This window comes from Mesorhizobium sp. LSJC285A00 (assembly GCF_000503155.1).
In the GTDB taxonomy this organism is placed as follows: Bacteria; Pseudomonadota; Alphaproteobacteria; order Rhizobiales; family Rhizobiaceae; genus Mesorhizobium.
The window spans coordinates 51757-76260 of the sequence record NZ_AYVK01000029.1; the positions used below are offsets into that span (position 1 = coordinate 51757).

General features: G+C 63.6%; 24 protein-coding genes and 2 pseudogenes. 12 read left to right on the forward strand and 14 right to left on the reverse strand.

What is annotated here, in order from left to right:
- Positions 1-13: 13 nt before the first annotated feature.
- Positions 14-541 (forward strand): low molecular weight protein-tyrosine-phosphatase, encoded by a 528-nt coding sequence (locus X726_RS146785; RefSeq protein WP_023671721.1) that lies wholly within the window; start codon positions 14-16, stop codon positions 539-541.
- Here the strand turns inward: X726_RS146785 and thpR are convergent.
- Positions 445-1041 (reverse strand): RNA 2',3'-cyclic phosphodiesterase, encoded by a 597-nt coding sequence (gene thpR / locus X726_RS146780; RefSeq protein ID WP_023671722.1) that lies wholly within the window; start codon positions 1039-1041, stop codon positions 445-447. The two genes, X726_RS146785 and thpR, sit on opposite strands and share 97 nt — an antisense overlap.
- 273 nt (positions 1042-1314) lie before the next feature.
- On the reverse strand, positions 1315-1959 hold the full coding sequence (locus X726_RS146775; protein ID WP_023671723.1) for an arylesterase: 645 nt from the start codon (positions 1957-1959) through the stop codon (positions 1315-1317).
- Between the two features lie 86 nt (positions 1960-2045).
- Between X726_RS146775 and X726_RS146770 the strand changes: the two genes are divergently transcribed.
- From X726_RS146770 to X726_RS146755, 4 genes are all read left to right on the forward strand, one after another.
- Positions 2046-2747: an ABC transporter ATP-binding protein gene (locus tag X726_RS146770; protein ID WP_023671724.1), complete on the forward strand. Its 702-nt coding sequence runs from the start codon at positions 2046-2048 to the stop codon at positions 2745-2747.
- Positions 2747-5296: an ABC transporter permease gene (locus X726_RS146765; RefSeq protein ID WP_023671725.1), complete on the forward strand. Its 2550-nt coding sequence runs from the start codon at positions 2747-2749 to the stop codon at positions 5294-5296. The genes X726_RS146770 and X726_RS146765 overlap by 1 nt, the downstream gene beginning before the upstream one ends.
- 239 nt (positions 5297-5535) lie before the next feature.
- Positions 5536-6276 (forward strand): Bax inhibitor-1/YccA family protein, encoded by a 741-nt coding sequence (locus X726_RS146760; protein WP_023671726.1) that lies wholly within the window; start codon positions 5536-5538, stop codon positions 6274-6276.
- A 117-nt stretch (positions 6277-6393) separates the two neighbouring features.
- On the forward strand, positions 6394-6984 hold the full coding sequence (locus tag X726_RS146755; protein WP_023671727.1) for a GNAT family N-acetyltransferase: 591 nt from the start codon (positions 6394-6396) through the stop codon (positions 6982-6984).
- A gap of 110 nt (positions 6985-7094) precedes the next feature.
- Here the strand turns inward: X726_RS146755 and X726_RS146750 are convergent, their stop codons facing one another.
- The 3 genes from X726_RS146750 to acnA form a co-directional block, all read right to left on the reverse strand.
- Positions 7095-7481 carry a DUF2794 domain-containing protein gene (locus X726_RS146750; RefSeq protein ID WP_023671728.1) on the reverse strand — a complete coding sequence of 129 codons (387 nt, stop codon included), beginning with the start codon at positions 7479-7481 and terminating at the stop codon, positions 7095-7097.
- A gap of 610 nt (positions 7482-8091) precedes the next feature.
- The gene (locus tag X726_RS146745; protein WP_023671730.1) at positions 8092-8871 is read right to left on the reverse strand and encodes a thioredoxin family protein; all 780 of its coding nucleotides are present in this window, start codon (positions 8869-8871) and stop codon (positions 8092-8094) included.
- A gap of 412 nt (positions 8872-9283) precedes the next feature.
- The gene (gene acnA, locus X726_RS146740) at positions 9284-11974 is read right to left on the reverse strand and encodes an aconitate hydratase AcnA (protein ID WP_023745430.1); all 2691 of its coding nucleotides are present in this window, start codon (positions 11972-11974) and stop codon (positions 9284-9286) included.
- Between the two features lie 285 nt (positions 11975-12259).
- Here acnA and ccmA point away from each other — a divergent pair, with 285 nt between their 5' ends.
- The 4 genes and pseudogenes from ccmA to X726_RS146725 all read left to right on the forward strand — a co-directional run bounded on the left by ccmA (position 12260) and on the right by X726_RS146725 (position 14716).
- Positions 12260-12865: a heme ABC exporter ATP-binding protein CcmA gene (gene ccmA / locus X726_RS146735; RefSeq protein ID WP_023671732.1), complete on the forward strand. Its 606-nt coding sequence runs from the start codon at positions 12260-12262 to the stop codon at positions 12863-12865.
- Positions 12866-13094: 229 nt separating this feature from the next.
- Positions 13095-13824: pseudogene (locus X726_RS01000000167255) on the forward strand (heme exporter protein CcmB).
- A gap of 122 nt (positions 13825-13946) precedes the next feature.
- On the forward strand, positions 13947-14138 hold the full coding sequence (gene ccmD, locus X726_RS146730; RefSeq protein ID WP_023671735.1) for a heme exporter protein CcmD: 192 nt from the start codon (positions 13947-13949) through the stop codon (positions 14136-14138).
- Complete coding sequence (locus tag X726_RS146725) at positions 14135-14716, forward strand: DsbE family thiol:disulfide interchange protein (protein ID WP_023671736.1); 582 nt, start codon at positions 14135-14137, stop codon at positions 14714-14716. Before ccmD ends, X726_RS146725 begins: the two co-directional genes overlap by 4 nt.
- A gap of 185 nt (positions 14717-14901) precedes the next feature.
- Here X726_RS146725 and X726_RS1000000171225 read toward each other — a convergent pair whose 3' ends face one another.
- Positions 14902-15069, reverse strand: coding sequence for a hypothetical protein (locus X726_RS1000000171225; RefSeq protein WP_023671737.1), 168 nt, complete (start codon positions 15067-15069; stop codon positions 14902-14904).
- Positions 15070-15354: 285 nt separating this feature from the next.
- On the opposite strand from X726_RS1000000171225, the gene X726_RS146720 reads away from it, so the two are divergent.
- Positions 15355-16275, forward strand: coding sequence for an SMP-30/gluconolactonase/LRE family protein (locus tag X726_RS146720; protein WP_023671738.1), 921 nt, complete (start codon positions 15355-15357; stop codon positions 16273-16275).
- Positions 16276-16435: 160 nt separating this feature from the next.
- Positions 16436-16642: a 4-oxalocrotonate tautomerase family protein gene (locus X726_RS1000000172435; RefSeq protein ID WP_023683852.1), complete on the forward strand. Its 207-nt coding sequence runs from the start codon at positions 16436-16438 to the stop codon at positions 16640-16642.
- A gap of 83 nt (positions 16643-16725) precedes the next feature.
- Here the strand turns inward: X726_RS1000000172435 and X726_RS146715 are convergent, their stop codons facing one another.
- From X726_RS146715 to X726_RS146680, 8 genes are all read right to left on the reverse strand, one after another.
- Complete coding sequence (locus tag X726_RS146715; protein ID WP_023671740.1) at positions 16726-17274, reverse strand: NADPH-dependent FMN reductase; 549 nt, start codon at positions 17272-17274, stop codon at positions 16726-16728.
- 59 nt (positions 17275-17333) lie between these two features.
- Positions 17334-17954 (reverse strand): pyridoxamine 5'-phosphate oxidase family protein, encoded by a 621-nt coding sequence (locus X726_RS146710; RefSeq protein ID WP_023671741.1) that lies wholly within the window; start codon positions 17952-17954, stop codon positions 17334-17336.
- 67 nt (positions 17955-18021) lie between these two features.
- Complete coding sequence (locus X726_RS146705) at positions 18022-18693, reverse strand: septation protein A (RefSeq protein ID WP_023715760.1); 672 nt, start codon at positions 18691-18693, stop codon at positions 18022-18024.
- 61 nt (positions 18694-18754) lie between these two features.
- Positions 18755-20746, reverse strand: a complete 1992-nt coding sequence (ftsY, locus tag X726_RS146700; RefSeq protein WP_023671743.1) for a signal recognition particle-docking protein FtsY — start codon at positions 20744-20746, stop codon at positions 18755-18757.
- Positions 20747-20758: 12 nt separating this feature from the next.
- Entirely contained in the window at positions 20759-22078 is a 1320-nt protein-coding gene (gene mtaB, locus X726_RS146695; protein ID WP_023671744.1) for a tRNA (N(6)-L-threonylcarbamoyladenosine(37)-C(2))-methylthiotransferase MtaB, read from the reverse strand.
- Positions 22078-22962 (reverse strand): diaminopimelate epimerase, encoded by an 885-nt coding sequence (gene dapF, locus X726_RS146690; protein WP_023671745.1) that lies wholly within the window; start codon positions 22960-22962, stop codon positions 22078-22080. Before dapF ends, mtaB begins: the two co-directional genes overlap by 1 nt.
- Before the next feature lie 73 nt (positions 22963-23035).
- Positions 23036-23197, reverse strand: coding sequence for a DUF1328 family protein (locus X726_RS1000000169430; protein WP_023671746.1), 162 nt, complete (start codon positions 23195-23197; stop codon positions 23036-23038).
- A gap of 98 nt (positions 23198-23295) precedes the next feature.
- Positions 23296-23850, reverse strand: coding sequence for a hypothetical protein (locus X726_RS146680; RefSeq protein ID WP_245272143.1), 555 nt, complete (start codon positions 23848-23850; stop codon positions 23296-23298).
- Between the two features lie 446 nt (positions 23851-24296).
- Between X726_RS146680 and X726_RS146675 the strand changes: the two are divergent.
- Positions 24297-24504: pseudogene (locus X726_RS146675) on the forward strand (hypothetical protein); the annotation flags it as partial.

Genomic DNA, 24504 nt, shown 5'->3' on the forward strand with positions numbered 1-24504 from the left:
CGGCGCATATCGAATGAGCGTAAAGCCGATAAATTCCATACTCTTCGTCTGCCTCGGCAACATCTGCCGCTCACCCCTGGCCGAAGGCGTGTTCCGCGCCGTGCTGGCGGAACGCGGCCGCGACATGGTGCTGGACGACATCGTGCTGGACTCTGCGGCGACCGGCGGCTGGAACCTCGGCGAAGCGCCCGACCCGCGCTCGATCGCGATTGCGGCCCGCCACGGCATCGACATATCAGGGCAGCGGGCACGCAAGGTCAGGCCGGGGGATTTTTCGCGCTTCGACCTGATCCTCGGCATGGATCGGCAGAATGTCCGCGACCTCAAGGCGTTGGCGCCGGCCGGTGCGCGCGAACGTATTCATCTCTTGGCAGAGTTTGCGCAGGGCAAAACCCGCGACGTGCCGGATCCCTATTATGACGGGGCCGAAGCGTTCGCTTCGGTCTACCGCATGATCCGCGAAGCGTCGGAGGCGCTGGCGACGAGATTGGTGGCGCGGGCGTCGACGCCGGAGAGCGGCCACGCCTCCTCGACAATGTAGGGACCGCCGCCGACCGAATCGCGCGACGACATCAGCACGAAGCGGCCGACGCGAAACGGTAGCGTCGCAAAATTGCCGCGCGCCGACAGGTACTGGGCGACGTCGAGCGGGCTCGAATTGCGCAAGCGTGCCAGCGTAACATGCGGGGTGAACTTGCGCGGGTCGGCGGGCAGGCCGAGCCGCTGGCAGATGCGGTCGATTTCGCTCTGCAGCGCCGAAAGGTCGGGCGAGGCGAAGACGCCGGCCCAGACGGCGTGCGGCTTCTTCTGGCCGAAAGCGCCAACTCCGGACAGGGTGAGCGAGAAGGATGGGCGGTGCACCCGGTCGAGCGCGTTGGCGATTTCGTCGGCGATATGGCCTTCGACGTCGCCGATGAAGCGCAGCGTCAGATGGTAGTTTTCGACATCGATCCAGCGGGCTCCGGGCAGGCCGCCCCTGAGCAGGGACAGCGAAAGAGCGGCGTCACGGGGTATTTCGAGGGCGGTGAAAAGACGCGGCATGGTGAGCCTCCCTTCCTCGAATCGAACTGTGCCCCTAGCGAATCATCGATAGTCAAACGGGGCAAGTGGTTTGTTGGTTGCAGGCATTTTTACGAACAGGCGCCTCCAAGCGATGAATAAGCACTATTGCCGTGCCGCCTCGGCGCTTGCATTACCCAGATGCTGCATATGCTCTTCGAGCGCAGCATGGATGACTCGGGTCATCGGCAGCCCGGTCTTTTGTTTCAAAGTTCGCGCGAGGCGAACGCCGCGTTATTCTCGTCAGGCCGGCGTTCAACCGCCACCCTCAACTGCCGCAATCGCCTTCTCCACGGCGGGCATGATGCGCTCGACCATCGCTGCGACGCCCTTCGGATTGGGATGCAGGCCATCCTCCAACTGCAGGCCGGACTGCCCGGCGACGCCATCGAGAAAAAACGGATAGAGCGGCACATCGTATTTCGCGGCCAGCTTTGGGTAGATCGCATCGAAGGCGTTCTGGTAGTCGGCGCCGAGATTGGGAGCGGCGCGCATGCCGGCCAGAAGCACCGCGATCTTGCGCGCTTTCAGCTTCGCCAGCATGTCGTCCAGGTTCTTTTCCGTAATGCTGGGCGAGACGCCGCGCAGCATGTCGTTGGCGCCGAGTTCGAGGATAACCAGCCTTGTCCCATCCGGCACCGACCAGTCAAGCCGCGCCAAGCCGCCGCTCGAGGTGTCGCCTGAAACGCCGGCGTTGGCGACGGTGACGTCATGGCCTTTGGCGCGCAGCGCAGCTTGCAATTTGTCGGTAAAGCCATCGCCAGGCCCGAGGCCGAAACCGGCCATCAGGCTGTCGCCGAAGCCGACGATGGTGAACGTCTCGGCGCGCACGGACGAAATGGCGCCGCAAAGGGTGACGAAAAGGACGAGCCCTGCGGCATTCAAGCGTTTGAAAGACATGTGGCAGCCCCCATATACCCGAGGAATTCTTCCGGCGACGGCTTCCGGCAAGCAGAGCCTTCATCCTGATATAGGACGCTTTAATTGTGACAGAAGCCGTCATCGGGCTGAAAGACGTATCCCTGACCCTTGGCCAAGGCGCTTCCTCAGTGCATGTGCTGAAACGCGTCAGCCTGGACGTGACGCGCGGCGAGGCGACCGGCATCGTCGGCCCTTCGGGGTCCGGCAAGTCGACCTTGCTGATGGTGCTGGCCGGGCTGGAGCAGGTCGATTCGGGGACGGTGCGGATCGCCGGCGAATTGCTGAACGGCAAAAGCGAGGACGAGGTCGCATCGTTTCGGGGCCGAAACATCGGCATCGTCTTCCAGTCGTTCCATCTCATTCCCAACATGACGGCGCTCGAAAATGTCGCGGTGCCGCTGGAACTGGCCGGCCATGCCGATCCGTTCGGTGTCGCGGCGCGCGAGCTGGCAGCGGTGGGCTTGAGCGACCGCGTCACCCACTATCCGGGCGAGCTGTCCGGCGGCGAACAGCAGCGCGTGGCGATCGCCCGCGCGCTGGCGCCGTCGCCGCGCATTCTCATCGCCGACGAGCCGACCGGCAATCTCGACCAGGCGACGGGGCGGCAGGTTGCCGACCTTTTGTTCGCCAAGGCGGCCGAGCGCGGCATGACCTTGGTGCTGGTCACGCACGATCCGGCCCTTGCGGCGCGCTGCTCGCGCCAGGTGTCGATGCGCTCGGGCCGCATCGAGGATGCGCCGGTAGCGCAGGTCAAGGTGCCGGCCTGATGCCACTGTCGCAGACGCTGAAGCTCGCGTTCCGCTTCTCGCTGCGCGAGATGCGCGGCGGGTTGTCGGGTTTCCTGATCTTCCTTGCCTGCATTGCGCTCGGCGTCGCTGCAATCGGCGGGGTCAATTCGGTGGCGCAGGCGATCACCGCAGGCGTTGCAGACCAGGGCCAGACGCTGCTTGGCGGCGACTTGCGCTTCCAGCTCAACCAGCGCGATGCGACGCCAGCCGAAAGCACCTTCCTCGACCGCCTCGGCACTGTGTCGCACAGCGCCAATATGCGCTCGATGGCGCGGCTGGATGACGGCTCCGACCAGGCGTTGGTTGAGGCCAAGGCCGTCGACGACGCCTATCCGCTCTATGGCGCGCTCGATACCGCGCCGCAGCTTGGCAGAAAGGATTTGTTCGACGAGAAATCAGGCGTCTTTGGCGCCGCCGCGCCCGACCTGTTGTTCGACCGGCTGAATGTGAAGATCGGTGACCGGCTGAAGGTCGGCAGCGCGACATTCGAATTGCGGGCCAGGCTGGTGAGCGAACCGGATGCGGTGTCGGACGGTTTCGGCTTCGCGCCACGGCTGATGGTCTCGACCGCGGGGCTTGCCGCGTCCGGCCTGATCCAGCCGGGCAGCCTGGTCGAGAATGCCTTCAAGGTTCGGCTGCCGGCCGGCGCCAGCGAGGCCGATCTCAAGACCATCCAGGATCGGGCGGCGAGCGATTTCCCTGAAGCCGGCTGGTCGATCCGCACGCGTTCCAATGCGGCGCCGGCGCTGTCGGCCAACATCGAGCGCTTCTCGCAATTCCTGACGCTGGTCGGGCTGACGGCGCTGGTGGTCGGCGGCGTCGGCGTTGCCAATGCGGTGCGCGCCTATCTCGACGGCAAGCGCGGCGTCATCGCCACCTTCAAGAGCCTTGGCGCCTCGGGCGGCTTCGTCTTCACCGTCTATCTCGTGCAAATCCTGATGATCGCCGGCCTCGGCATCGCGCTTGGCCTCATCCTCGGCGCCGCCATGCCGTTTGCAGCCAGCGCTGCGCTCCAGTCGTTCATTCCGGTGCCGGCTAAAGGCGGCTTCTATCCCGGTGCGCTGGCTCTTGCCGCGCTGTTCGGGCTGCTGGTGACGCTTGCCTTCGCGCTGTTGCCGCTCGGCCGCGCCCGCGATGTGCCGGCGACCGCGCTGTTTCGCGAAATGGGTTTTGAGGGCCGCGGCTTTCCACGCCTGCCCTATCTTGCCACGGCGGTCGGCATCGCGCTCGCTTTGGCGGCGCTCGCCATCCTGTTTTCCGGCGACCGGCGCATCGCCTTGATCTTCGTCGGCGCGACGGTCTTTGCCTTTCTGGTGTTGCGCCTGGTCGGTGCGCTGGTGCAGTGGGTGGCGCGCAAAAGCCCGCGTGTGCGCTCGGTCGCGCTCAGGCTCGCCATCGGCAACATCCACCGGCCCGGCGCGCTGACGCCGTCCGTCGTGCTGTCGCTGGGCCTCGGGCTGACGCTTTTGGTGACGCTGGCGCTGATCGACGGCAATCTCAGGCAGCAGATCTCCGGCAGTCTGCCGGAACGGGCGCCGAATTTCTTCTTCGTCGACATCCAGAATAGCGAGGTCGATGCCTTCTCGACATTGATCGGCAATGAGGCGCCGAAGGGAACGCTCATCAAGGTGCCGATGCTGCGCGGCCGGGTGATGGCGCTGAACGGCGTTAGTGTCGACAAGGCCAATGTGCCATCGGAAGGCGCCTGGGTGCTGCGCGGCGATCGCGGCCTGACCTACGACGCCAAACAACCGGCCAATGCGACATTGACCGAGGGCAGCTGGTGGCCGGAGAATTACAGCGGCGAACCGCTGGTTTCGTTCTCCAACGATGAAGGCAAGGCGCTCGGCCTGAAGCTTGGCGATGCCGTCACCGTCAATGTGCTCGGACGCAATGTGACGGCCAGGATCGCCAATTTCCGAGAGGTGCAATGGGAGACGATGGGCATCAATTTCGTCATGGTGTTCTCGCCCAACACCTTTGCCGGCGCCCCGCATGGCTGGCTGGCGACGCTGACCGAAAAGGATGCCACCGCAGCAGAGGATGCCCGCCTGCTGAACGCCGTCACCCGCGCCCTCCCGGCGGTGACGACAGTTCGGGTCAAGGACGCGCTCGATGTCATCAACCGGCTGGTCGGCCAGCTCGGCACGGCGATCCGGGCGGCAGCCGGCGTGGCGCTGATCGCTTCGGTGCTGGTGCTGGCCGGCGCGCTCGCCGCGGGAAATCGCGCCCGCATCCACGATGCCGTGGTGCTGAAGACGCTGGGCGCCACGAGGCGCACGCTGATCGCGGCGTTTTCGCTGGAATACATGCTGATCGGCCTGGCCACCGCGGTGTTTGCGTTGGCTGCCGGCGGCATCGCCGCCTGGTACATCGTTGCCCGCATCATGACGTTGCCGTCGCATTTCATGCCGGAGGTGGCAGTGGCGACCTTGGTGTTTGCGCTGGTGATCACGGTCGGCATCGGCCTTGCCGGCACCTGGCGGGTGCTCGGGCACAAGGCGGCGCCGGTGCTGCGCGACCTCTAGGCCCCAAACGGCAAGGTTGGCCGAATCTGCCGTTTCCGATTAAATCTTGGTAATGTGCAGTCATGGAAGCCCAAGAAAACCGGCTTCCGGAGATTCACCAAGCGTTGCAGCCCGTTACGGTCTTGTTCTTGACGTCAAGAACCATCATATTTCGCCACAGGCATGCTGGAGCCCCGCCAGCGGCGCCCAGGTCCGAAAGGGCCTGACACCGTACGGGGCAGAAGCAACAGAGGATTCCAATGGCTGAGCCCATTCGCAACTACCAGACTTCGGCCGTGCCGGGCGCGCGCGCCGACATCGACCAAGGCCTGCGCACTTACATGCTCAAGGTCTACAATTTGATGGGGCTTGGCCTCCTCATCACCGGCGTCGCCGCCTGGGGCGCTTTCCAGCTCGCCGTCACCGGCGACGGACAGCTGACCGCTTTCGGCACGCTGATCTATGCCAGCGCCTTCCGCTGGGTGGTCATCCTGGCTCCGCTCGCCGCCGTCTTCTTCCTGTCGTTCAGGATCCAGTCGATGAGCGTGGCCGCGGCGCAAACCACCTTCTGGGTCTATTCGGGCCTGGTCGGCCTGTCGCTGTCGACCATCTTCCTGGTCTACACCGGCGCCTCGATCACTCAGACCTTCTTTGCCACGGCGGCCGCCTTCGGCGCGCTGTCGCTCTACGGCTACACGACCAAGCGCGACCTTTCGGCGTTCGGCTCGTTCCTGGTCATGGGCGTGGTCGGCCTGGTGATCGCCATGCTGATCAACATCTTCCTGCAATCGTCGGCGCTCGGCTTCGCCATCTCGGCGATCGGCGTGCTGATCTTCGCCGGGCTCACCGCCTATGACACGCAGACCATCAAGGAAATGTACTACGAAGGCGATCAGGCCGACGTTGCCGGCCGCAAGGCGATCATGGGCGCGTTGAGGCTATATCTCGACTTCATCAACCTGTTCATGTTCCTGCTGCAGTTCATGGGCGATCGCCGCTAGGCGGTCTTCCCATCAGGCAACTGGACCAGCTGATATCAAGAGGGCGGCCAACGGCCGCCCTTTTCTTTTGTGCCGGCCTTTGCTGTCATGGAGGCAGATGAATCGTCTGCATAAATCATGAGCACTATTTCCATCCGCGCGGCCTTGGAAGGCGACCTCGGCCGAATCACCGAGATCTACGGCGATGCCGTGACGCATGGCACCGCGAGCTATGAGCTGGAGCCGCCCAGCCGCACTGAGATGGGTGGGCGCTTCGACAGCCTGACGGCGGGGGGCTTTCCCTATCTGGTGGCGGAACGAGATGGCGCGCTGCTCGGCTACGCCTATGCCGGCGCGTTCCGGCCGCGCCCGGCCTACCGCTTCATCGTAGAGGATTCCGTCTATGTCGCGCCTGATGCGAAGGGCCAGGGCGTCGGGCTGCTGCTGATGCAGGCGCTGATTGAAGCCTGCCGTATGGCGGGCTTTCGCCAGATCGTCGCGGTGATCGGCGACGGCCATGCAGACAGCGCCTCGGTGCGGCTGCATGAAAAGCTCGGCTTTCGCCATTCCGGTCGCCTGGAAGGCTCCGGCTACAAGCATGGGCGCTGGCTTGACACGGTGTTCATGCAGCTGTCGCTGAATGGCGGCGTAACGGTTCCGCCCGATCCGCATTCGCTGCCGGAGCGGAAGTTTCGTGAGAGCCTGAGGAGGGGAATTGAGGAGAACTGAAGAGAACTGAAGAATTGAGGATCTGAATAGCTGAGAACAAACCCGGCGGTATTTCGACCGTTACATCCTCTTTTTTCAATTCTTCAGCTCTTCAATTCCCCAATTTTCAATTAGGCCTGGACAATCTTCAGTTTAGCATCGAAGACGTTGAGCACGCGACCGAGTTCCTGGCCGCGCTTGAGGATTCGGCCGTCGGCGGCGATGACGGCGAAGGCGCCTTGCCGGCGTGCCAGTTTCGGATCCTTGACGATCTGGAACAGCGGCACTTCGCTGGCCCGGCGGAAGACTGAAAACACAGCCCGATCAGACAGATGATCGATGGCATAGTCGCGCCATTCGTTGGCGGCGACCATGCGTCCGTACAGCCTCAGGATCTCGTCGAGTTCACGCCGGTCGAAACGGACCGGCTGGTCGAGGCGTTCGCGTCGCGCCTCGTGCAGCGGGATCAATATTGCGGATGCGTCCCCATCCTCCGTCCCACCGCTGCGATCGGTCATCCCGCGATCCCTTTGAAAATGAATCTCGCTTGCAGAAGTTGGCGTGTTCGCCGTGGAATTGCAAGGCCCGGCCAACCATCCCGGGACCGCGCTGTTTTCGCAACGTCCAGTCACTTTTATAAAACGCGGTGTTTGAATTGGTGATGCCTCGCCACATTTCCGCCTTTTTTTATCCGCGCTCATGCCCCAATGTCCGACGAATTTACCGGCGTTGCCTGAGACGGTTCGGTCCGGCACCGGCTCGTAAACCCCAAGCCCCCCGCCCACGGGTCTGCGTCGGATCGAACCAACCTCGGACTTTCCTCAGGGAGAGACCGGGTGCGACGATCCCAAAGCCTAAATGACCGACGTCAGAAGCAAGCTGACGTCGGTTTTTTTGTTGGGCGGCGCCAGACACTTGTCGTCGTGATCCTTCACACCCCCCTCTGTCCTGCCGGACATCTCCCCGCAAGGGTGGAGATCAGATTTCGCGTTTGCTTTCGCCAATCTCAAACGTGGGACAGGATGGCGGATGTGGCGAAGCTGCCAATCTCCCTCCTTGCGGGGGAGATGGCCGGCAGGCCAGAGGGGGGTGCTGTCCCGCCGATATCAAAAGATATGGACCAGCCTCTTAAGGCTTGTGAATAAACGCCGCGCCCAGAATAGGCCCCGGCAGGCCGTCCTTGCCGACCGATTGCAGCAGCACGGCGCAGCCGCCTTTCTTGGCGATCTCGGTCATCGGCAATTCGTAGCGCTGCGCCTTGCCGTGCCACATGCCGGCGGTCTGGATGCCGGTGACGGCGTTCCAGTAGGTCATGCTGCGGCCGGTGTTCTCGCCCTTGGCGATGGTCACCGTCTGCGGTGGTTCGAAATAGACGATGACGACATGGGCGTCGCTCGGGCCGCTACCGGCGTCGCCGGCATCGATCATGACGCGATCGCTGGTGCGGCTGACCTTGACGCTGACCCGCATGCCTTCACCGGATTTCTCCATGCGGGCAAGCGCGCCGTCGACCTCCTTGCGGCTGGCGCCGTTGACATGGCTGCGACCATTGATGACGGCTTGCGGCGTGTAGACGGAGCGGGTGCCGAAGGCGCGCATATAGTCATATTGCCGGTCGGTATTGTCCTTGCTGCTCAGCGTGTCCTGCCAGCCGAGATAGTCCCAGTAATTGACGTGGTAGGCGAGCGCGACGACGTTGTCCTTGGCCGCCAGCTCGGCAAAGAAAGCGTCCGCCGGCGGGCAGGAATTGCAGCCCTGGCTGGTGAACAGCTCGACCACGCCCAAGGGCCTGTCAATCTGCGGTTTGTCGGTCTGGGTCGTTCCCGATTCCTCGGCGAACCCGGTCCCGGCAAGCGCCGAGAAGGCCAGCGCAAAAGCCGCAAGCCGCAGAGGTTGTCGAGGTGCCATGATCGTTCCGATTCCCGCCGGTGACGCCGGCCTTGTTCTGGTTGCCCAGATTTGTGGCAGAAGCGACAGTCAACGGGAAGTCACGTTGCGGTGAAATTTTTGCTGCCGCAACCATGGGTATGGCATCACAGGGGGAGCACTTCACCGCCCGGTTCGATCGGGAGCATGGCATCAGGAGCGTGGGGCAGATCTTGCTGAGCCCAGCCGGTTTTTACTCCTGTCGTACAGCGCGGGGCTTCGATCGGGTCGGGCAATGCTTTGGAAAGACTGGGAGTAGGGAGTAGGGAGTAGGGAGTAGGGAGTAGGGAGTAGGGAGTAGGGAGTAGGGAGTAGGGAGTAGGGAGTAGGGAGTAGGGAGTAGGGGATGTCGTTCCCCGCTACCGCCCAATCCCTACTGCCTAAGCCCTGGCCGCTACGCGGCCAGATCGCGCAGCACGTATTGCAAAATGCCGCCATTCTTGAAGTAGTCGAGTTCGTCCAGCGTATCGATGCGGCAGATGATCGGCACGTTCTTCACGGTGCCGTCGCCATAGGTCACCTTGGCGATCATCGTCTGGCGTGGCTTGATGGTGCTTATGCCGTCGATCTCGACCAGCTCGTCACCCTTGAGGTTGAGCGAGGCCCATGAGGTGCCTTCCTCGAAGACGAAGGGGATGACGCCCATGCCGACCAGGTTGGAGCGATGGATGCGCTCGAAGGACTGGGCGATGACGGCACGGACACCGAGGAGATTCGTTCCTTTAGCTGCCCAGTCGCGCGAGGAGCCGTTGCCGTATTCGACGCCGGCGAAGATGACCAGCGGCACGCCTTCCTTTTTGTATCTCATCGCCGCGTCGTAGATCGATTCCTCTTCCTTCGACGGGTAGTGGATGGTGTAGCCGCCCTCGCGGCCGTTCTCGCCCAGCATGTGGTTGCGGATGCGGATGTTGGCGAAGGTGCCGCGCATCATCACCTCATGGTTGCCGCGCCTTGTGCCGTACTGGTTGAAGTCGGCAACGCCGACGCCATGGTCGGTGAGGTATTTGCCGGCCGGGGAAGCGGCCTTGATCGAACCCGCCGGTGAGATGTGATCGGTGGTGATCTTGTCGCCGAACAGGCCGAGCACGCGCGCGCCCTTGATGTCGCCGATCTTGCCGAAACCGGAGGTCATGCCGGCGAAATAGGGCGGGTTCTGCACATAGGTCGAGTTGTCGTCCCAGGCATAGGTCTGGCCTTCCGGCGCCTTGACGTTCTGCCAGTATTCGTCGCCCTTGAAGACGTCGGCATATTTGCGGGCGAATAGCTCACGTGTGACGTTCTTCTCGATGAACTCCTGGATCTCGGCCGAACTCGGCCAGATATCCCTGAGATAGACCGGCTTGCCGTCGCGGCCTTCGCCGAGTGGCTCGGTGGTCAGGTCCTTGGTGACGGTGCCGGCCAAAGCATGGGCTACCACCAGCGGCGGCGACGCCAGATAGTTCGCCTGCACGTCAGGTGAAACACGGCCTTCGAAGTTGCGGTTGCCGGAGAGCACTGCGGCGGCGATCAGGCCCTTATCGTTGATGGTCTTGGAGATCGGCGCCGGCAGCGGGCCGGAATTGCCGATGCAGGTGGTGCAGCCGAAACCAACCAGGTTGAAGCCGATCTGGTCGAGCTCCTTCTGCAGGCCGGACTTTTCCAGATATTCGGCGACCACCTGGCTGCCCGGCGCCAGCGAGGTCTTCACCCACGGCTTCTGCTTGAGGCCGAGCCGGTTGGCGTTGCGCGCCAAAAGGCCGGCGCCGATCAGCACGCTCGGGTTGGAGGTGTTGGTGCAGGACGTGATGGCGGCAATGACGACATCGCCATGACCGAGATCATGGTCGGTGCCTTCGACGGCATAGCGCTTGTGGATTTCGGCAGCCTTCTTGTACTCGGTTTCCATCGCCTTTGCGAAGCCGGCCGGAATGCCTTCGAGCGGAACGCGGCCTTCGGGGCGCTTGGGACCTGCCATCGACGGCACGACGCTGTCGAGCTCGAGTTCGAGCAGGTCAGTGAAGACAGGGTCGGCCGAGCCGGCGTCACGCCACATGCCTTGCGCCTTGGAATAGGCCTCGACCAGGGCGATGCGGCTTTCCTCGCGGCCCGACATTGTGAGGTAGCGGATGGTCTCGCCGTCGACCGGGAAGAAGCCGCAGGTGGCGCCATATTCGGGCGCCATGTTGCCGATGGTGGCGCGGTCGGCCAGCGTCATGTTGGACAGGCCCGGGCCGAAGAACTCGACGAACTTGCCGACGACGCCCTTCTTGCGCAGCATCTGGGTGACGGTCAGTACGAGGTCGGTGGCGGTGATGCCCTCCCTGAGCTTGCCGGTAAGGCGGAAGCCGATGACTTCGGGCAACAGCATGGAAACCGGCTGGCCGAGCATCGCCGCCTCGGCCTCGATACCGCCGACGCCCCAGCCGAGCACGCCAAGGCCGTTGATCATAGTGGTGTGCGAATCGGTGCCGACGCAGGTGTCGGGATAGGCGGTCGTTCCGCCGTCTTCCGTGTTGGTCCAGACGACCTGACCGAGATATTCGAGGTTGACCTGATGGCAGATGCCGGTGCCGGGCGGCACGACGCGAAAATTGCGGAACGCCTGCTGGCCCCATTTCAGGAATTTATAGCGCTCTTCGTTGCGCTCATATTCGAGCTCGACATTCCTGGCAAAGGCCAGTGGCGTGCCGAATTCGTCGACGATGACGGAGTGGTCGATGACGAGGTCGACCGGCACCAGCGGATTGATCTTCTGCGGATCGCCGCCGAGCGCCTTGAGGCCGTCGCGCATGGCGGCCAAGTCGACCACCGCCGGGACGCCGGTGAAATCCTGCATCAGGACACGCGCGGGGCGATAGGCGATCTCGACGCCGGCGGTGCCCTTGTCGGTCAGCCAGCCGGCAACAGCCTGGATAGAGTCCTTGGTGACGGAGCGGCCGTCTTCATTGCGCAAAAGGTTTTCCAGCAGCACCTTCATCGAATAAGGCAGCTGGGCAATGCCGGTGAGGCCGTTCCTCTCGGCCTCGACCAGATTGTAATAGACATAGTCCGCGCCACCCACGGTGAGGGTGCGGCGGCAATTGAAACTGTCGAGGGATTTTGACACGTGCGGTCCGTCCTTGTCTGTTCAGCCTGAAAGGGAACGGACGCCGATGGGCATGCAATCACGCGCAAAGGTGCGGGTACGGCCATTTCCGCTGTCCGTTCCCAGCCAACCCGAGCCGTTCAAGGCGGCGCGTGCGCTGGTTCGGCGCAAATTCTGTTCCCGTGCCGACCGCTGGCACGGATGTCCCGCATATAGAGAATTTTCTGGAATAGTTCTAGACAGTTGCGGAGCAAATTTGTGCGATGCGGCAGCTATCGCGCGGTAAAGTTTTCGGGACGGGCAGGCATGCGGCTGATTGCCGAAAATCTGGGCGGCGAACGCGGCGGCGAGACGGTCTTTTCCGGCATCGGTTTTGCGCTCGACAAGGGCCAGGTGCTGGTCGTCACCGGGCCGAACGGCTCGGGCAAATCGACGCTGCTCAGGGTCATCGCCGGGCTGCTGCCGAAGGCGCAAGGCGATGTGCGCATCGAGGGCGGCGAGAGGTTTCCGACGATCGCTTCGGCGGTCCACTATCTCGGCCACCTCAATGCAATGAAGACGGCGCTCAGCGTGGCGGAGGATCTGCGCTTCTGGCGCGATTTCAACGGCGATGGGCAGTTGGGTGTCGGAGAGGCGCTGGAGACGGTTGGTCTCGGCGGCATCGGCCATCTGCCTTTCGGCTATCTGTCGACCGGGCAAAGGCGGCGCGCGGCGATTGCGAAATTGCTGGTCAGTCATAAGCCGCTGTGGCTGCTGGATGAGCCGACGGCTGGGCTGGACAAGGCTTCGGAGGCGCGGTTTGCGGGGCTGATGACGAGGCATTGCGCGGAGGGCGGGATTATTGTCGCGGCGACGCACTTGCCGCTGGGATTGGATGGGGCGAAGGAATTGAGGATGGGAGCAACAGGGTGATGTCGGCATTCCCGCCCACCCCCCTCTGCCCTGCCGGGCATCTCCCCCGCAGGGGGGGAGATCAGATGTCATGCCGGCTTTCGCCAATCACCGGCATTGAAAAAGAGGCGTCAGCAACGGAGCTGCCAATCTCCCCCCTTGCGGGGGAGATGTCCGGGAGGACAGAGGGGGGTGTGAAGGAACGCCACCTTCGGCAAGATGGCGATCAAACGGCAGGCGCGGCTTGGCAATGCTAGCCCTCTTCCTGCGCGACATCCGCCTCTCCATCCGGGCCGGCGGCGGAGCGCTCACCAGCGTCATCTTCTTCCTCGCCGTCATCGCCACCATCCCCTTCGGTGTCGGACCGGACCTGAAGCTGCTCGCCCGCATCGGTCCGGCGATCCTTTGGATCGGCGCTCTGCTCGCCTGCCTGCTCGGCCTCGACCGGCTGTTTCAGGCCGATCGCGAAGACGGGTCGCTCGATCTTCTGGTGCTGGGCAATGACCGCCACATGCTGGCGTTGACGGTGCTGGTGAAGTGCCTGGCGCATTGGGCGGGCAGCGTTCTGCCGCTGGTGGTTGCGGCACCTCTGCTGAGCCTGTTCATGAACATGGAGCCGCTCAGCATCGGNGCCGCTGGTGGTTGCGGCACCTCTGCTGAGCCTGTTCATGAACATGGAGCCGCTCAGCATCGGCGCCACCGCGCTCACGCTGCTGGTCGGCACGCCGGCGATCACTTTCATCGGCGCGGTCGGGGCGGCGGTGGCGGTGGCGCTGCCGCGTGGCGGTCTGCTGATCTCGGTGCTGGTGCTGCCGCTGACCATCCCGGTGCTGATCTTCGGGGTGTCGGCGAGCTACGGCGCGGTGGCCGACCCTGATCCGTTCCTGCAGCCCTTCCTCATTCTTGCCGCGCTGACGCTGTTTCTTGCCGTGCTGGGTCCGGTGGCGGCAGCACTGGCGCTGCGGCATGGAACGGATTGATATGACCGCTGCGGCGCGACGATCAATTGCGAAGCCCCAGCCGCAAAGCTAAGAAAGCCGCAAAGCCATGGGAAGGCCATGATCGAGCACGACGAAGTGACGGTGGAAGGGGAGCGAAGCGCATGAGTGCACACGCACTCTATGTCGCGGCCGCCTATGGCATCACGGTGATCGTGCTGGCCGGGCTGATCGGCTGGATCCTGCTCGACCAGCGGACCCGCAAGCGCGAACTGGCAGACCTCGAAGCGGCCGGCGTGCGGCGTCGCTCGGACAAAGCCGGTACTGGGGCCAGCACTGGGGCCAGCAAGCCATGAGCACGGAAAGCGAAACGACGGCGTCGCCGCGCCGCCGCCTGATCGTGCTGTTGCCGCTGCTGGTTTTTCTCGGCCTCGCCGGATTGTTCCTGTCGCAGCTTTTGTCGGGACGCGATGAGGCGGCAGTGCCGTCGGCGCTGATCGGCCTGCCGGCGCCGCAGACCAACCTGCCGGCGCTGGAAGGGTCAAACCTGCCCGGGCTGGATTCGAAAGCCTTCGCCGGCAAGGTAACGCTGGTCAACGTCTTTGCATCGTGGTGCGCGCCGTGCCGGGAAGAGCATCCGGTGCTCTTGCAGCTGTCGCAGGACAAGCGCTTCGTCATGGCCGCGCTAAACTACAAGGACCAAGCGCAAAACGCGCGCCGGTTCCTTGGTGATCTCGGCAATCCGTTCCAGGCGATAGGTGTCGACGAGGCCGGCCGCACGGCCATCGACTGGGGCGTCTACGGCGTGCCGGAAACCTTCGTCATCGGCAAGGACGGCAAGATTGCCTACAAGCATGTCGGGCCGCTGACAGGGGAGTCGGCGAGGGATGTTCTGTTGCCGCAGATTGAAAAGGCGCTCGCGGCACCGAGCTGACGTTGGCGCCATGCCCCCTCATCGGGCCGCTACGCGCCCCCTCCTCCCCGTGGGGGAGAAGAGGGAAGCATCGGCACAGGCTAGCTCCTCTCCCCGGGGGGAGAGGTCGGATTGCCCGAATTGCTCATGCAATTCGGTTTGGCAATCCGGGTGAGGGGGCGGTGCCCCGCTGAGGTCTGAAATGCTCAGCCGTAGATCTGCCTGTGGACCTGGTAGAGCATTTCCGAGCGGTCGGCGCGCAGGTCGGCCAGATCGCGGCTCGTCAGGTTTTCGATTTCCGCGACGAGGCGGTTATAGTGGCGGCGCTTGGCCATCGAGGTGCGCGCGCGGGAGAAGAGGTTGTCAAAAGCCATAGCAAGGGTCCTTTCGTGCCGCATATCAGCGGTGAATTTGTTCCTCCCTTGGTCGTTCGCACCATGACATAGGAATGGTGCGATGCAAAAAGAAGATGTTGCAATGCACCATTGCACAGGGCGCATAGCGGGTTAATACAGCGCTCCAGCACCATAAACGGCCGGACAGGCTGGCGGGCCATGCCGGCCGGGCACCTTTTGTCTTACAATTGCGCCTGCGCCACCTTGCCATCGCGCCCGCAGGCTGGCTTGATCCGCGCGTCACGTGATGCCCGGAGGAAATGCATGGCGACCGCAGACTATTACGAAATTCTGGATCCGCGTTTCGCGCGGCTGTTCAACGGCAACGCCCAGGTGGAAAAGCTGTTTACCGGATGTCAGTGGGCGGAAGGGCCGGCCTGGTTCGCCGCCGGCCGCTATGTCGTCTGGTCCGACATCCCCAACAACCGCATGCTGCGCTATGACGAGACCGACGGCAATGTCAGCGTCTTCCGTCAGCCCTCCGGCAATTCCAACGGCAACACCGTCGACCGCCAGGGCCGACTGGTGACGTGCGAGCATTCCGGCCGCCGCGTCAGCCGCACCGAGCATGACGGTTCCGTCACCACCATCGCGGCCGAATGGAAAGGCAAGCGGCTGAATTCGCCCAATGACGCGGTCGTGAAATCCGACGGCTCGATCTGGTTCACCGATCCGAGCTACGGCATCGACACCGACTATGAGGGCGACAAGGCCGAAAGCGAGATCGGCGCTTGCAATGTCTACCGGGTCGATCCGGATACGGGCGAGGTCGAGGCCGTCATCACCGACATGGTCCGGCCGAACGGGCTTGCCTTTTCACTGGATGAAAGCCAGCTCTATGTCGTCGACACCGGCCGCACCCATGGCGCGCAGAACCCCGCGCATATGCGGGTCTTCAACGTCGGCAAGCACGGCAAGAAGGTCTCGGGCGGGAAGGTGTTCGCTGACTGCACGGCCGGCCTGTTCGACGGCTTCCGGCTCGACGAGGCCGGCCGCATCTGGACCAGTGCCGCCGACGGCATCCATTGCTACGATCCCGACGGCACGCTGATCGGCAAGGTCAAGGTGCCGGAAGTGACCGCCAATTGCGTGTTCGGCGGCAACAAGCTGAACTGCCTCTACATCGCCGGCACCACGTCGCTCTACATGGTGCGGCTGATGGTGAACGGGGCGAAGACGTATTGAGGCTGCTGCAAACGCTTCTCTGGCGGCCTTGATGGCGTTTCTGCGCCTGCCGGCGGCGCCTGTTGCGCTGCGGCCGCCGGAACCACCGCCAAGCGGTTCGCCGGAGCGGATTTCGGAGCCGCGGCGCGGCGGTATCAGACACAATTCAAGGGAGGACATCATGCCATTCGTCAACATCCGCATCGTCAAGGAAGTGATCGCCGCTGATCCCGCTGGCAAGAAGGCCGACATTGCCAAAAAGGTCACGGCGGCCATCATGGACGCCACCGGGCTTAGCAATGACGACGTCTGGGTGGTGTTCGAAGAGGTCAACGCGCGCGACTGGTATGTCGGTGTGACCGATGTCGAGACGTTGCGGAAGGGGTAGCACTGCGGCACGTTGGGGTGCGCCGCACCCTTTCGTTCGTCATCCTAGGGTCTGCGCCGCGTCGCTTCGCTCCTTGCTCCGCCCTAGGATGACGAGGCAACGTTTGCGCGTATAAAACTCGCGAAAACCTGCACCGCTTCGCGCATGGCCCGCAGGTTCTCGTCCTCTCCTAGGATCGCTTCTATCTCCGGCGGTTTCTTGCCGAGCAAGGCAATCTCCAGAACCGCATTCTCACAAAGCGCGAACGACATGGTGCGCATGATCTCGGCCAGCGCGGCGCGGGCGTAGAGCGAGCGCGCGGAGGCGTGGGCCAGCATGGCGGGCTTGGCGACTGCGGCGTCGCGCGAGACCAGCCAGTCGAGCGCGTTTTTCATGCCGCCGGGCACGCCATGGGCATATTCGGGGCAGGAGAGGATGATGCCGTCGGCGCTGGTGACGGCCTCGATCAGCCGCATGGCCTCAGCCGGTGTGCGCTCGCCTTCGTCATCCGGGCTGAAGATCGGCAGCAGGCCGAGCCCGTCATAGACAGTTACGCGGCAATCCGAAGGCGCGTTCGCGGACAGCGCCGCCAGCAGCGCCGAATTGGTCGAGGCGGCGCGCAGGCTGCCGGAGATGGCGAGGAGTTCGATCAAGGGCAAACAGGGCTAGCGAAAACCGGCAAAGGACCGCAATGGCGAATCGTACCCGAAATCTACCACAGGGTCTTGCTGTAGGCTTCGTCCAGCGAGCGGTCGAAATCGTCGGCAGTTTCGGCATGCGCCATCTGATCGGACAGGATCTGACCGAGCGTCGGCAACGTCGCGCGGTCGTGCCAGCTGTCCGGCTTCCACAATTCGGAGCGCATGAAGGCCTTGGCGCAGTGCATGTAAGCGGCCTTGACGCTCACCACGACGACGCTTTGCGGTTGCTTGCCGTCGACGGTGAGGCGCTCGCGCAAACCGGCATCGACGGTTATGCGGGCGTCGCCATTGATGCGCAGCGTCTCGTTCATGCCGGGGATGAGAAAAAGCAGCCCGACCGAAGGGTTGAGCAGGATGTTTTCCAGCGTGTCCAGCCGGTTGTTGCCGGGCCGGTCGGGAATGGCGATGGTCCTGTCGTCGAGGACAAGGGCAAAGCCCGGTCTGTCGCCTTTCGGCGTCACGTCGGCATTGCCGGCGCCGTCGGAAGAACCGATCAGCACGAAAGGGCTCTTGCCGATGAAGGAGCGGCAGTGGCCGTCAAGCGCCTTGAGCTCCTTGCGCATCGATGCGTCGGTCGGCCGCGGCGTTTTGTAGATCGCCCTCAGTTCATCGCGCGTGGTAACGAATTCCATGGCCGTCTCCGTTTATTCGGACGCAATTCCGGACGGAAAACCGCTTCACACTTTTCCTGGAATTGCTCTACTTGCCGGCTTCTTCCACCTTCTCGGTCTTATCCTCGATCGAATGGTGCAGGATCAGCGGCATCTGGCTGAAGGTGAACAACAGGGTGATCGGCATGATGCCCCAGACCTTGAAGGTAACCCAGAAGTCGGTGGAAAAATTCCGCCACACCACTTCATTGGCAAGAGCCAGGAACAGGAAGAACAGGCCCCAGCGGAAAGTCAGCTTGCGCCAGCCTTCGGCATCGAGGCGAAAGGCCGAATCGAAGACATAGCCGAGCAGCGATCGGCCGAAATACAGACCGCCGAGCAGCACGCCGCCGAACAGGGTGTTGACGATGGTCGGCTTCATCTTGATGAACACGTCGTCCTGCAGATAGAGCGTCAGCGCGCCGAAGATGAAGACGACGACGCCCGAGACCATCGGCATGATCGGCAAGGTGCGCAGCAGCAGCCAGGAGGCGATCAGCGCGATCGCCGTCGCCGCCATGAACAGGCCGGTGGCGACGAAGATCGGCCCGCCGAATTCGGCCAGGACAGGAAATTTCTGCACCAGCCAGGCGCCGCGTGCATTGGCGAAGAAGAACACCATCAGCGGCCCGAGTTCCAGCACCAGCTTGAGCAGCGGATTGACGCTTTCTTTCTTCTTTCGCGGGTCGGACGGGTCGCGTTCGAGGATGGGAGGGTTCATGACTTCCTTCTGACGCATGATCTTGTCCAAAAAAGCCTGCAGCTCTTCGGGATCGTGCTTTTTACGCTACGCCCGCGATCGCCCTGGCGAATTCGCTGGCCGAGAATGGTTCGAGATCGTCGACCTGTTCGCCGACGCCGATGAAGTAGACCGGCAGTTTGTGCTTTGCCGCGATCGCGACCAGAATACCGCCGCGCGCCGTGCCGTCCAGCTTGGTCATCACCAGGCCGTTGACGCCGGCGACATTGCGGAAGATCTCGACCTGATTGAGCGCATTCTGGCCGGTGGTGGCGTCGACCGTCTGCAGCACGGTATGCGGCGCTTCCGGATCGAGCTTGCCCAGCACGCGCACGATCTTTTCCAGCTCCGCCATCAGTTCGGTCTTGTTTTGCAGCCGGCCGGCGGTGTCGATGATCAGCACGTCGGAGCCGGCCTCCTTGGCGCGTTCGAAAGCGTCGTAGGCGAGGCCGGCGGCATCCGCGCCTATCTTCGAGGCGATGACCGGCGACTTCGTCCTCTCGCCCCAGATCTTCAGCTGCTCGATGGCTGCAGCGCGAAACGTGTCGCCGGCGGCCAGCATCACCGACAGGCCACCATCGGTCAGTTTGGCGGCGAGCTTGCCGATGGTCGTGGTCTTGCCGGTGCCGTTGACGCCGACCACCAGAATGACATGGGGCTTGTGCGAGAGGTCGAGCTCCAGCGGCATGGCGACATGGGCCAGCACCTTCTCCACCTCGGCCGCCATGATGGTGCGGACATCCGCGTCGGAGACATCCTTGCCATAGCGGCTGGCGGCGAGCGCATCGGTGACGCGCAAGGCTGTTTCCATGCCGAGATCGGCGCGGATCAGCACGTCTTCGAGGTCCTGTAGCGTCTCTTCATCGAGCTTTCGCTTGGTGAAGACGCCGGCAATGTTGCCGGTGAGTTCTTTCGAGGAGCGGGCAAGCCCGTCGCGCATGCGCTGGAACCAGGAGCGTCGCGGCGCCGGTTCGGGCGCCTTTTGCGGCTCGGCTTTCTGCTCGACCTTTTTGGTGACGGTGACTTTGCCGACTGACGGTGTCGGCTGTGGTGTCGGCGGAAAACCCGGTTCAGGCATGGGCGCAACCCCTGCCGTGGCAGCCCGGACTTCGACCGGCGCGGGTGTGGCTTCGACCGGAGTGCGCTTTACCTCCCCCTCGATGGGGGAGGTCCCAAGCGAAGCTTGGGGGTGGGGGTGATTTGCGCTGGCGTCAGCGCTGTCACCCCACCGCGCCGCTTCGCGTCGACCCTCCCCATCGAGGGGAGGGTGGGTCGCCTCGTCCTTCTCCCCGTGGCTATACGGGGAGAAGGTGCCGGCAGGCGGATGAGGGGCGGCGCTGACCTCTGAGGTAGGCTGTGCGGGAGGCGCGGACGGTTGCGGCACTTCGATCGGGGCGGCCGGTTCTGCGGGAGTCTCGGCAGGCGTCGGCACTTCGACGGGAGCGGGCTCCAGCTGCGGTTCCGGACGCGATGGTTCGATCTCCGGCTCGGCCGGCGCCGGCGGCACTTCTTGGGGCTGCGGCTCGGGAGCCGGCTCCGGAACGGCTGGCGGCGCAGGAACTTCTTCCGGTGCAGGCGGCTCGGGTATCTCCGGCTCAGGCTGCGGTTCTTCTACCGGCGCGGGCTCCGGCAACGGTTCCGGCTCGGATGGGACGACCGGTTCCGGCGCGGGCGGGATGGTCGGCGTGGGTTCGGGCTTCGGTTCTTCTGGCGCCGACTGCGGCGCAGGCTTTACCTCCCCCTCGATGGGGGAGGCCCCAAGCGAAGCTTGGGGGTGGGGGTGAGTGGCGTCGGCGTCGGCGCTCTCACCCCTCCCCGCCACTTCGTGGCGACCCTCCCCATCGAGGGGAGGGTGGGGCGTCGGCGGCTCGGGCTCCTCGCGCTTCAAGAACTCCGGAACGACCTGCTCGGCCGCCGGCTTCAGCGCCTCAAGCGCATCCCATTTGATCGGCGGCAGGGGAGCGGTTTCGTCGATGCGCTCCTCGACGACTTCCTTCTTGCCGAACGAAAATATGTTCTTGAAAAAACCGGCCATGCTTCAATCGTCTCAGGCGGCGCGGGCAGTGAGCGGGGCCGCTATCAGGCGCACGCCGTCATGGCCGGTGATGTCTGCCTCGACGATCTCGCCCGGCGCGCCTGTGCCGAGCCCGGCAAGCGTGAACCCTTCGGTGCGGCCGACGCCGTCGCGCTCGATAAGGATCGTTTGGCGCGTTCCGGGAAGCGACGACAGATGGCGGCGATACGCAGCCTCACCAGCGGCGCGCAGCTGGGCCGCGCGCTGCTTGACCAATTCGCGGCGGACCTGCGGCATGCGCGCGGCGGGCGTGCCTTCGCGCGGCGAAAACGGGAAGACATGCAGGTGCGTCAGCCCACATTCCTCGACGATCTTTATCGAATTCTGAAACATTTCTTCGGTCTCGGTCGGGAAGCCGGCGATGATGTCGGCGCCGAAGACGATTTCGGGGCGCAGCTTGCGCACATCCTCGCAGAAGCGGATCGACTGGTCGCGCAAATGCCTGCGCTTCATGCGCTTCAGGATCATGTCGTCACCCGATTGCAGCGACAGATGCAGATGCGGCATCAGCCTGGGTTCGGTGGCGATGGCGTCGAGCAGATCATCGTCGGCTTCGATCGAATCGATGGAGGACAGCCGCAGCCGCTTCACATCAGGCACCTGCTTCAGGATGGTCTTCACCAGCTTTCCCAGCTTCGGCGCGCCCGGCAGGTCGGCGCCGAAAGAGGTCATGTCGACGCCGGTCAGCACGATCTCGGCATAGCCGTTGCCGGCCAGACGCTTGACCTGCTCGACCACGGCGCCCATCGGAACCGAGCGTGAATTGCCGCGGCCATAGGGGATGATGCAGAAGGTGCAGCGATGGTCGCAGCCGTTCTGCACCTGGACGAAAGCACGTGCCCGGCCCTCAATGGCGTCGACCATGTGGCCGGCGGTCTCGCGCACCGAGAAAATGTCGTTGACGCGCGCCTTCTCGCTGTCGTTGACGCCGAAATCCGGCAGCGCGCGGTAGGAGTTGGCCTTCAGCTTCTCCTCATTGCCAAGCACGAGGTCGACCTCGTCCATGGCGGCAAAATTCTGCGGTTCGGTTTGCGCGGCGCAGCCGGTGACGATGATGCGCGCCGCCGGATTTTCGCGGCGGGCCTTTCTGATCGACTGCCTGGCCTGGCGCACCGCTTCCGAAGTGACGGCGCAGGTGTTGAAGATGATCGCGCCGCCTTTGAGCGCGCCGAGACCTGCGCTTTCGGCCTCGCGGCGCATCACCTCGGATTCATAGGTGTTGAGACGGCAGCCGAAGGTGACGACGTCTATGCCTTGGGAGTTGGGGCCTTTGGTATCGGCAAGTGCAGACATCAGGCAGCGCTTTCGGTGTCGCGGGCCCAGGTGCCGGTCGACGGATCGAAATTGCCGGAAAACTCCCATTCAGCGGCACCGGTCAGGATGACGTGGTCGTCGTCGCGCCATTCCACATGCAGCGAGCCGCCGCCGGGCGTCATCAGCGTAACGCTGCGGCCGGTGCGCCGGGTGCGGGCAGCGGCGACGACGGAAGCGCAAGCGGCCGAGCCGCAAGCCTTGGTCAGGCCGGCGCCGCGCTCCCAGGTGCGGATGATCATCGTCTCCGGCGACGTTACCTGGGCGATGGTGATGTTGGCGCGCTCGGGGAAGATCGGATGGTTTTCGAGCAGCGGGCCGAAACGCTCGAGTTCGTAGGACCAGACATCGTTTTCGACCCAGAAGATGGCGTGCGGGTTGCCCATCGAGAGAGCCGAAGGCGAATGGAGCACCGGCGCGTCGATGGGGCCGATCTGCAACTCGATCATGCGGGTGTCGCGGAATTCCTCGGCCAGCGGAATGTCCTGCCAGCCAAAGCGCGGAGTGCCCATGTCGACCGAGATGGTCCCGTCGGCATGTTCGACGGCGTTGAGGATGCCGGCGCGGGTCTCGAAGGTGAAAGTCTTCTGGCCGGTTTCGGCGGCCAGCGCCTGGACGACACAGCGCATGCCGTTGCCGCAGGCCTGCGCGCCCGAGCCGTCGGAATTCAAGATGTCGATGTAAAAGGCGGTGCCCGGCGTGCGCGAATCGTGGATCGCCATGATCTGGTCGAACCTGGTCGCCGCATCGGCGTTCAGCGCGACAGCCGACGCCGCCGTGACCCTATCGGCACGGCCACGCATGTCGGCGACGATGATTTCGTTGCCGATGCCGTTCATCTTGGCGAAGGGGGCAGTGCCTGCCATGATCTGAGGTAATTCCTGTACGTTTCGCCGCTATATGGCGGAAACGGGCGGGAATTACCAGTGTGGGCTGCGTCTAGGTTACCGCGAAAACGCCGAGTACGATCAGCAGGAAGATGACGAGAACGATGCCGATCAGCAGGCGCGCGCCGGTGGCGGCGGCACCGGCCAGCGCCGGCATGCCGAGCAGGCTGGCGGCGGCAGCAACGATCAGAAGAATGATGATCCATTTGATCATGGACAATGCCTCGCAAATTGACTGGCCTGCAGCCGGCTTAAGAACGCATCTGCCGCGCTCTGGTTCCCTTGCCGCGAGGCTCTTTCCGCCTGGGCGCGCTATTCGGCAATCTCGAAGTCGGTCGTGAAAGGCGCCGTCTTTTGCGAGTTCTCGTCATGCATGAGGAAATCCGCGCGGTATTTGCCGGGGGGAACGCCATCCAGGGAGACGTTTAATTTGAAGAACATCTCTCGGTTATGCGAGCGCGAGGCGAGCTGGACCCGGCCAAGCTTTTCGACGGTTCCCAGCTTCTCGCCCGACTGGGAAAGCACGGTAAGGTCAACGTAAAGCGCGATCTGGTTGTTGCCGAGCCCATCCGAGCCGTAGCCGTAACCGACCGGCTCCATATAAAGCACAATCTCTTCGCCCGGCTTGTAGACATGGTTCGGGCGCTCGGCGTAGGCGCCGAACCCGCTGGCCGACAGGATATGCTTCACATTTTGCACGCCAAGCGGCATCGCTTGCCACAGAGCGTCCTCGGCGCTGCGGAATTTGTCCAGCGCGCCGGCGCCATCACCCGCCTGCAGTGCCTTTTCGGCTTCAGCGGCGCGATCGGAGATTTCGCCCGCGAAAGCGGCCGGCGTCGAAATTACCAGCGCGATCAAAACTGCCAAGATTGATTTCATCTGTTCCCCCTGTTGCGATAGAACATCGGCTAAAACGGCAGTGCCGTAAACGGCCAAATGCAGACTTCAGCCGCGCTCGATCTCGGGAACGTCCCAAAGCTCGCCCGGACGGAAGGCGCGAAACCGCTCACGCGCCAGGCCTTGCGCCTCAAGCGCTTCAGTCAGTTTTGCGCCGGCAGTTGCGCTCGACCGCCGATGCGCCGACCTGCTGCGGGCTCCGGTGCCGCTTTCGCAACCAATGTACCGGTTGGAACCGCGCTAGAGAGAAGACATGCCTTTTGTCCGCCAGCCATTTTGCGACAAATTTACAACAATTCGTGGTGCAAACCCTATTTTAACCATATCGGGTTGAAATTTCGCCACCTTCTCCATCTTGGTGAGGGGTGAGATTGTGCGGACGGCTTCCCCCCCAGCCGGATCCGACGGAGGTTTGAATGATTTTTTCGAGAAGCGGGCTGATGGCCGTATCGCTGGCAGCGCTCGTTGCGAGCGGCTGTTCGACCTCGCGTTTTTCATCGATGGATGACCAGCAGCCCGCCCCGCTGCAGCCCGCGCCCGCCGGCACGGTGAGCGGAAGCCAACTGCCGCCCCCGGCAGCGCCGGGCACCACCGACCCATCGCAATTCCCGACCGCGCCGGCAG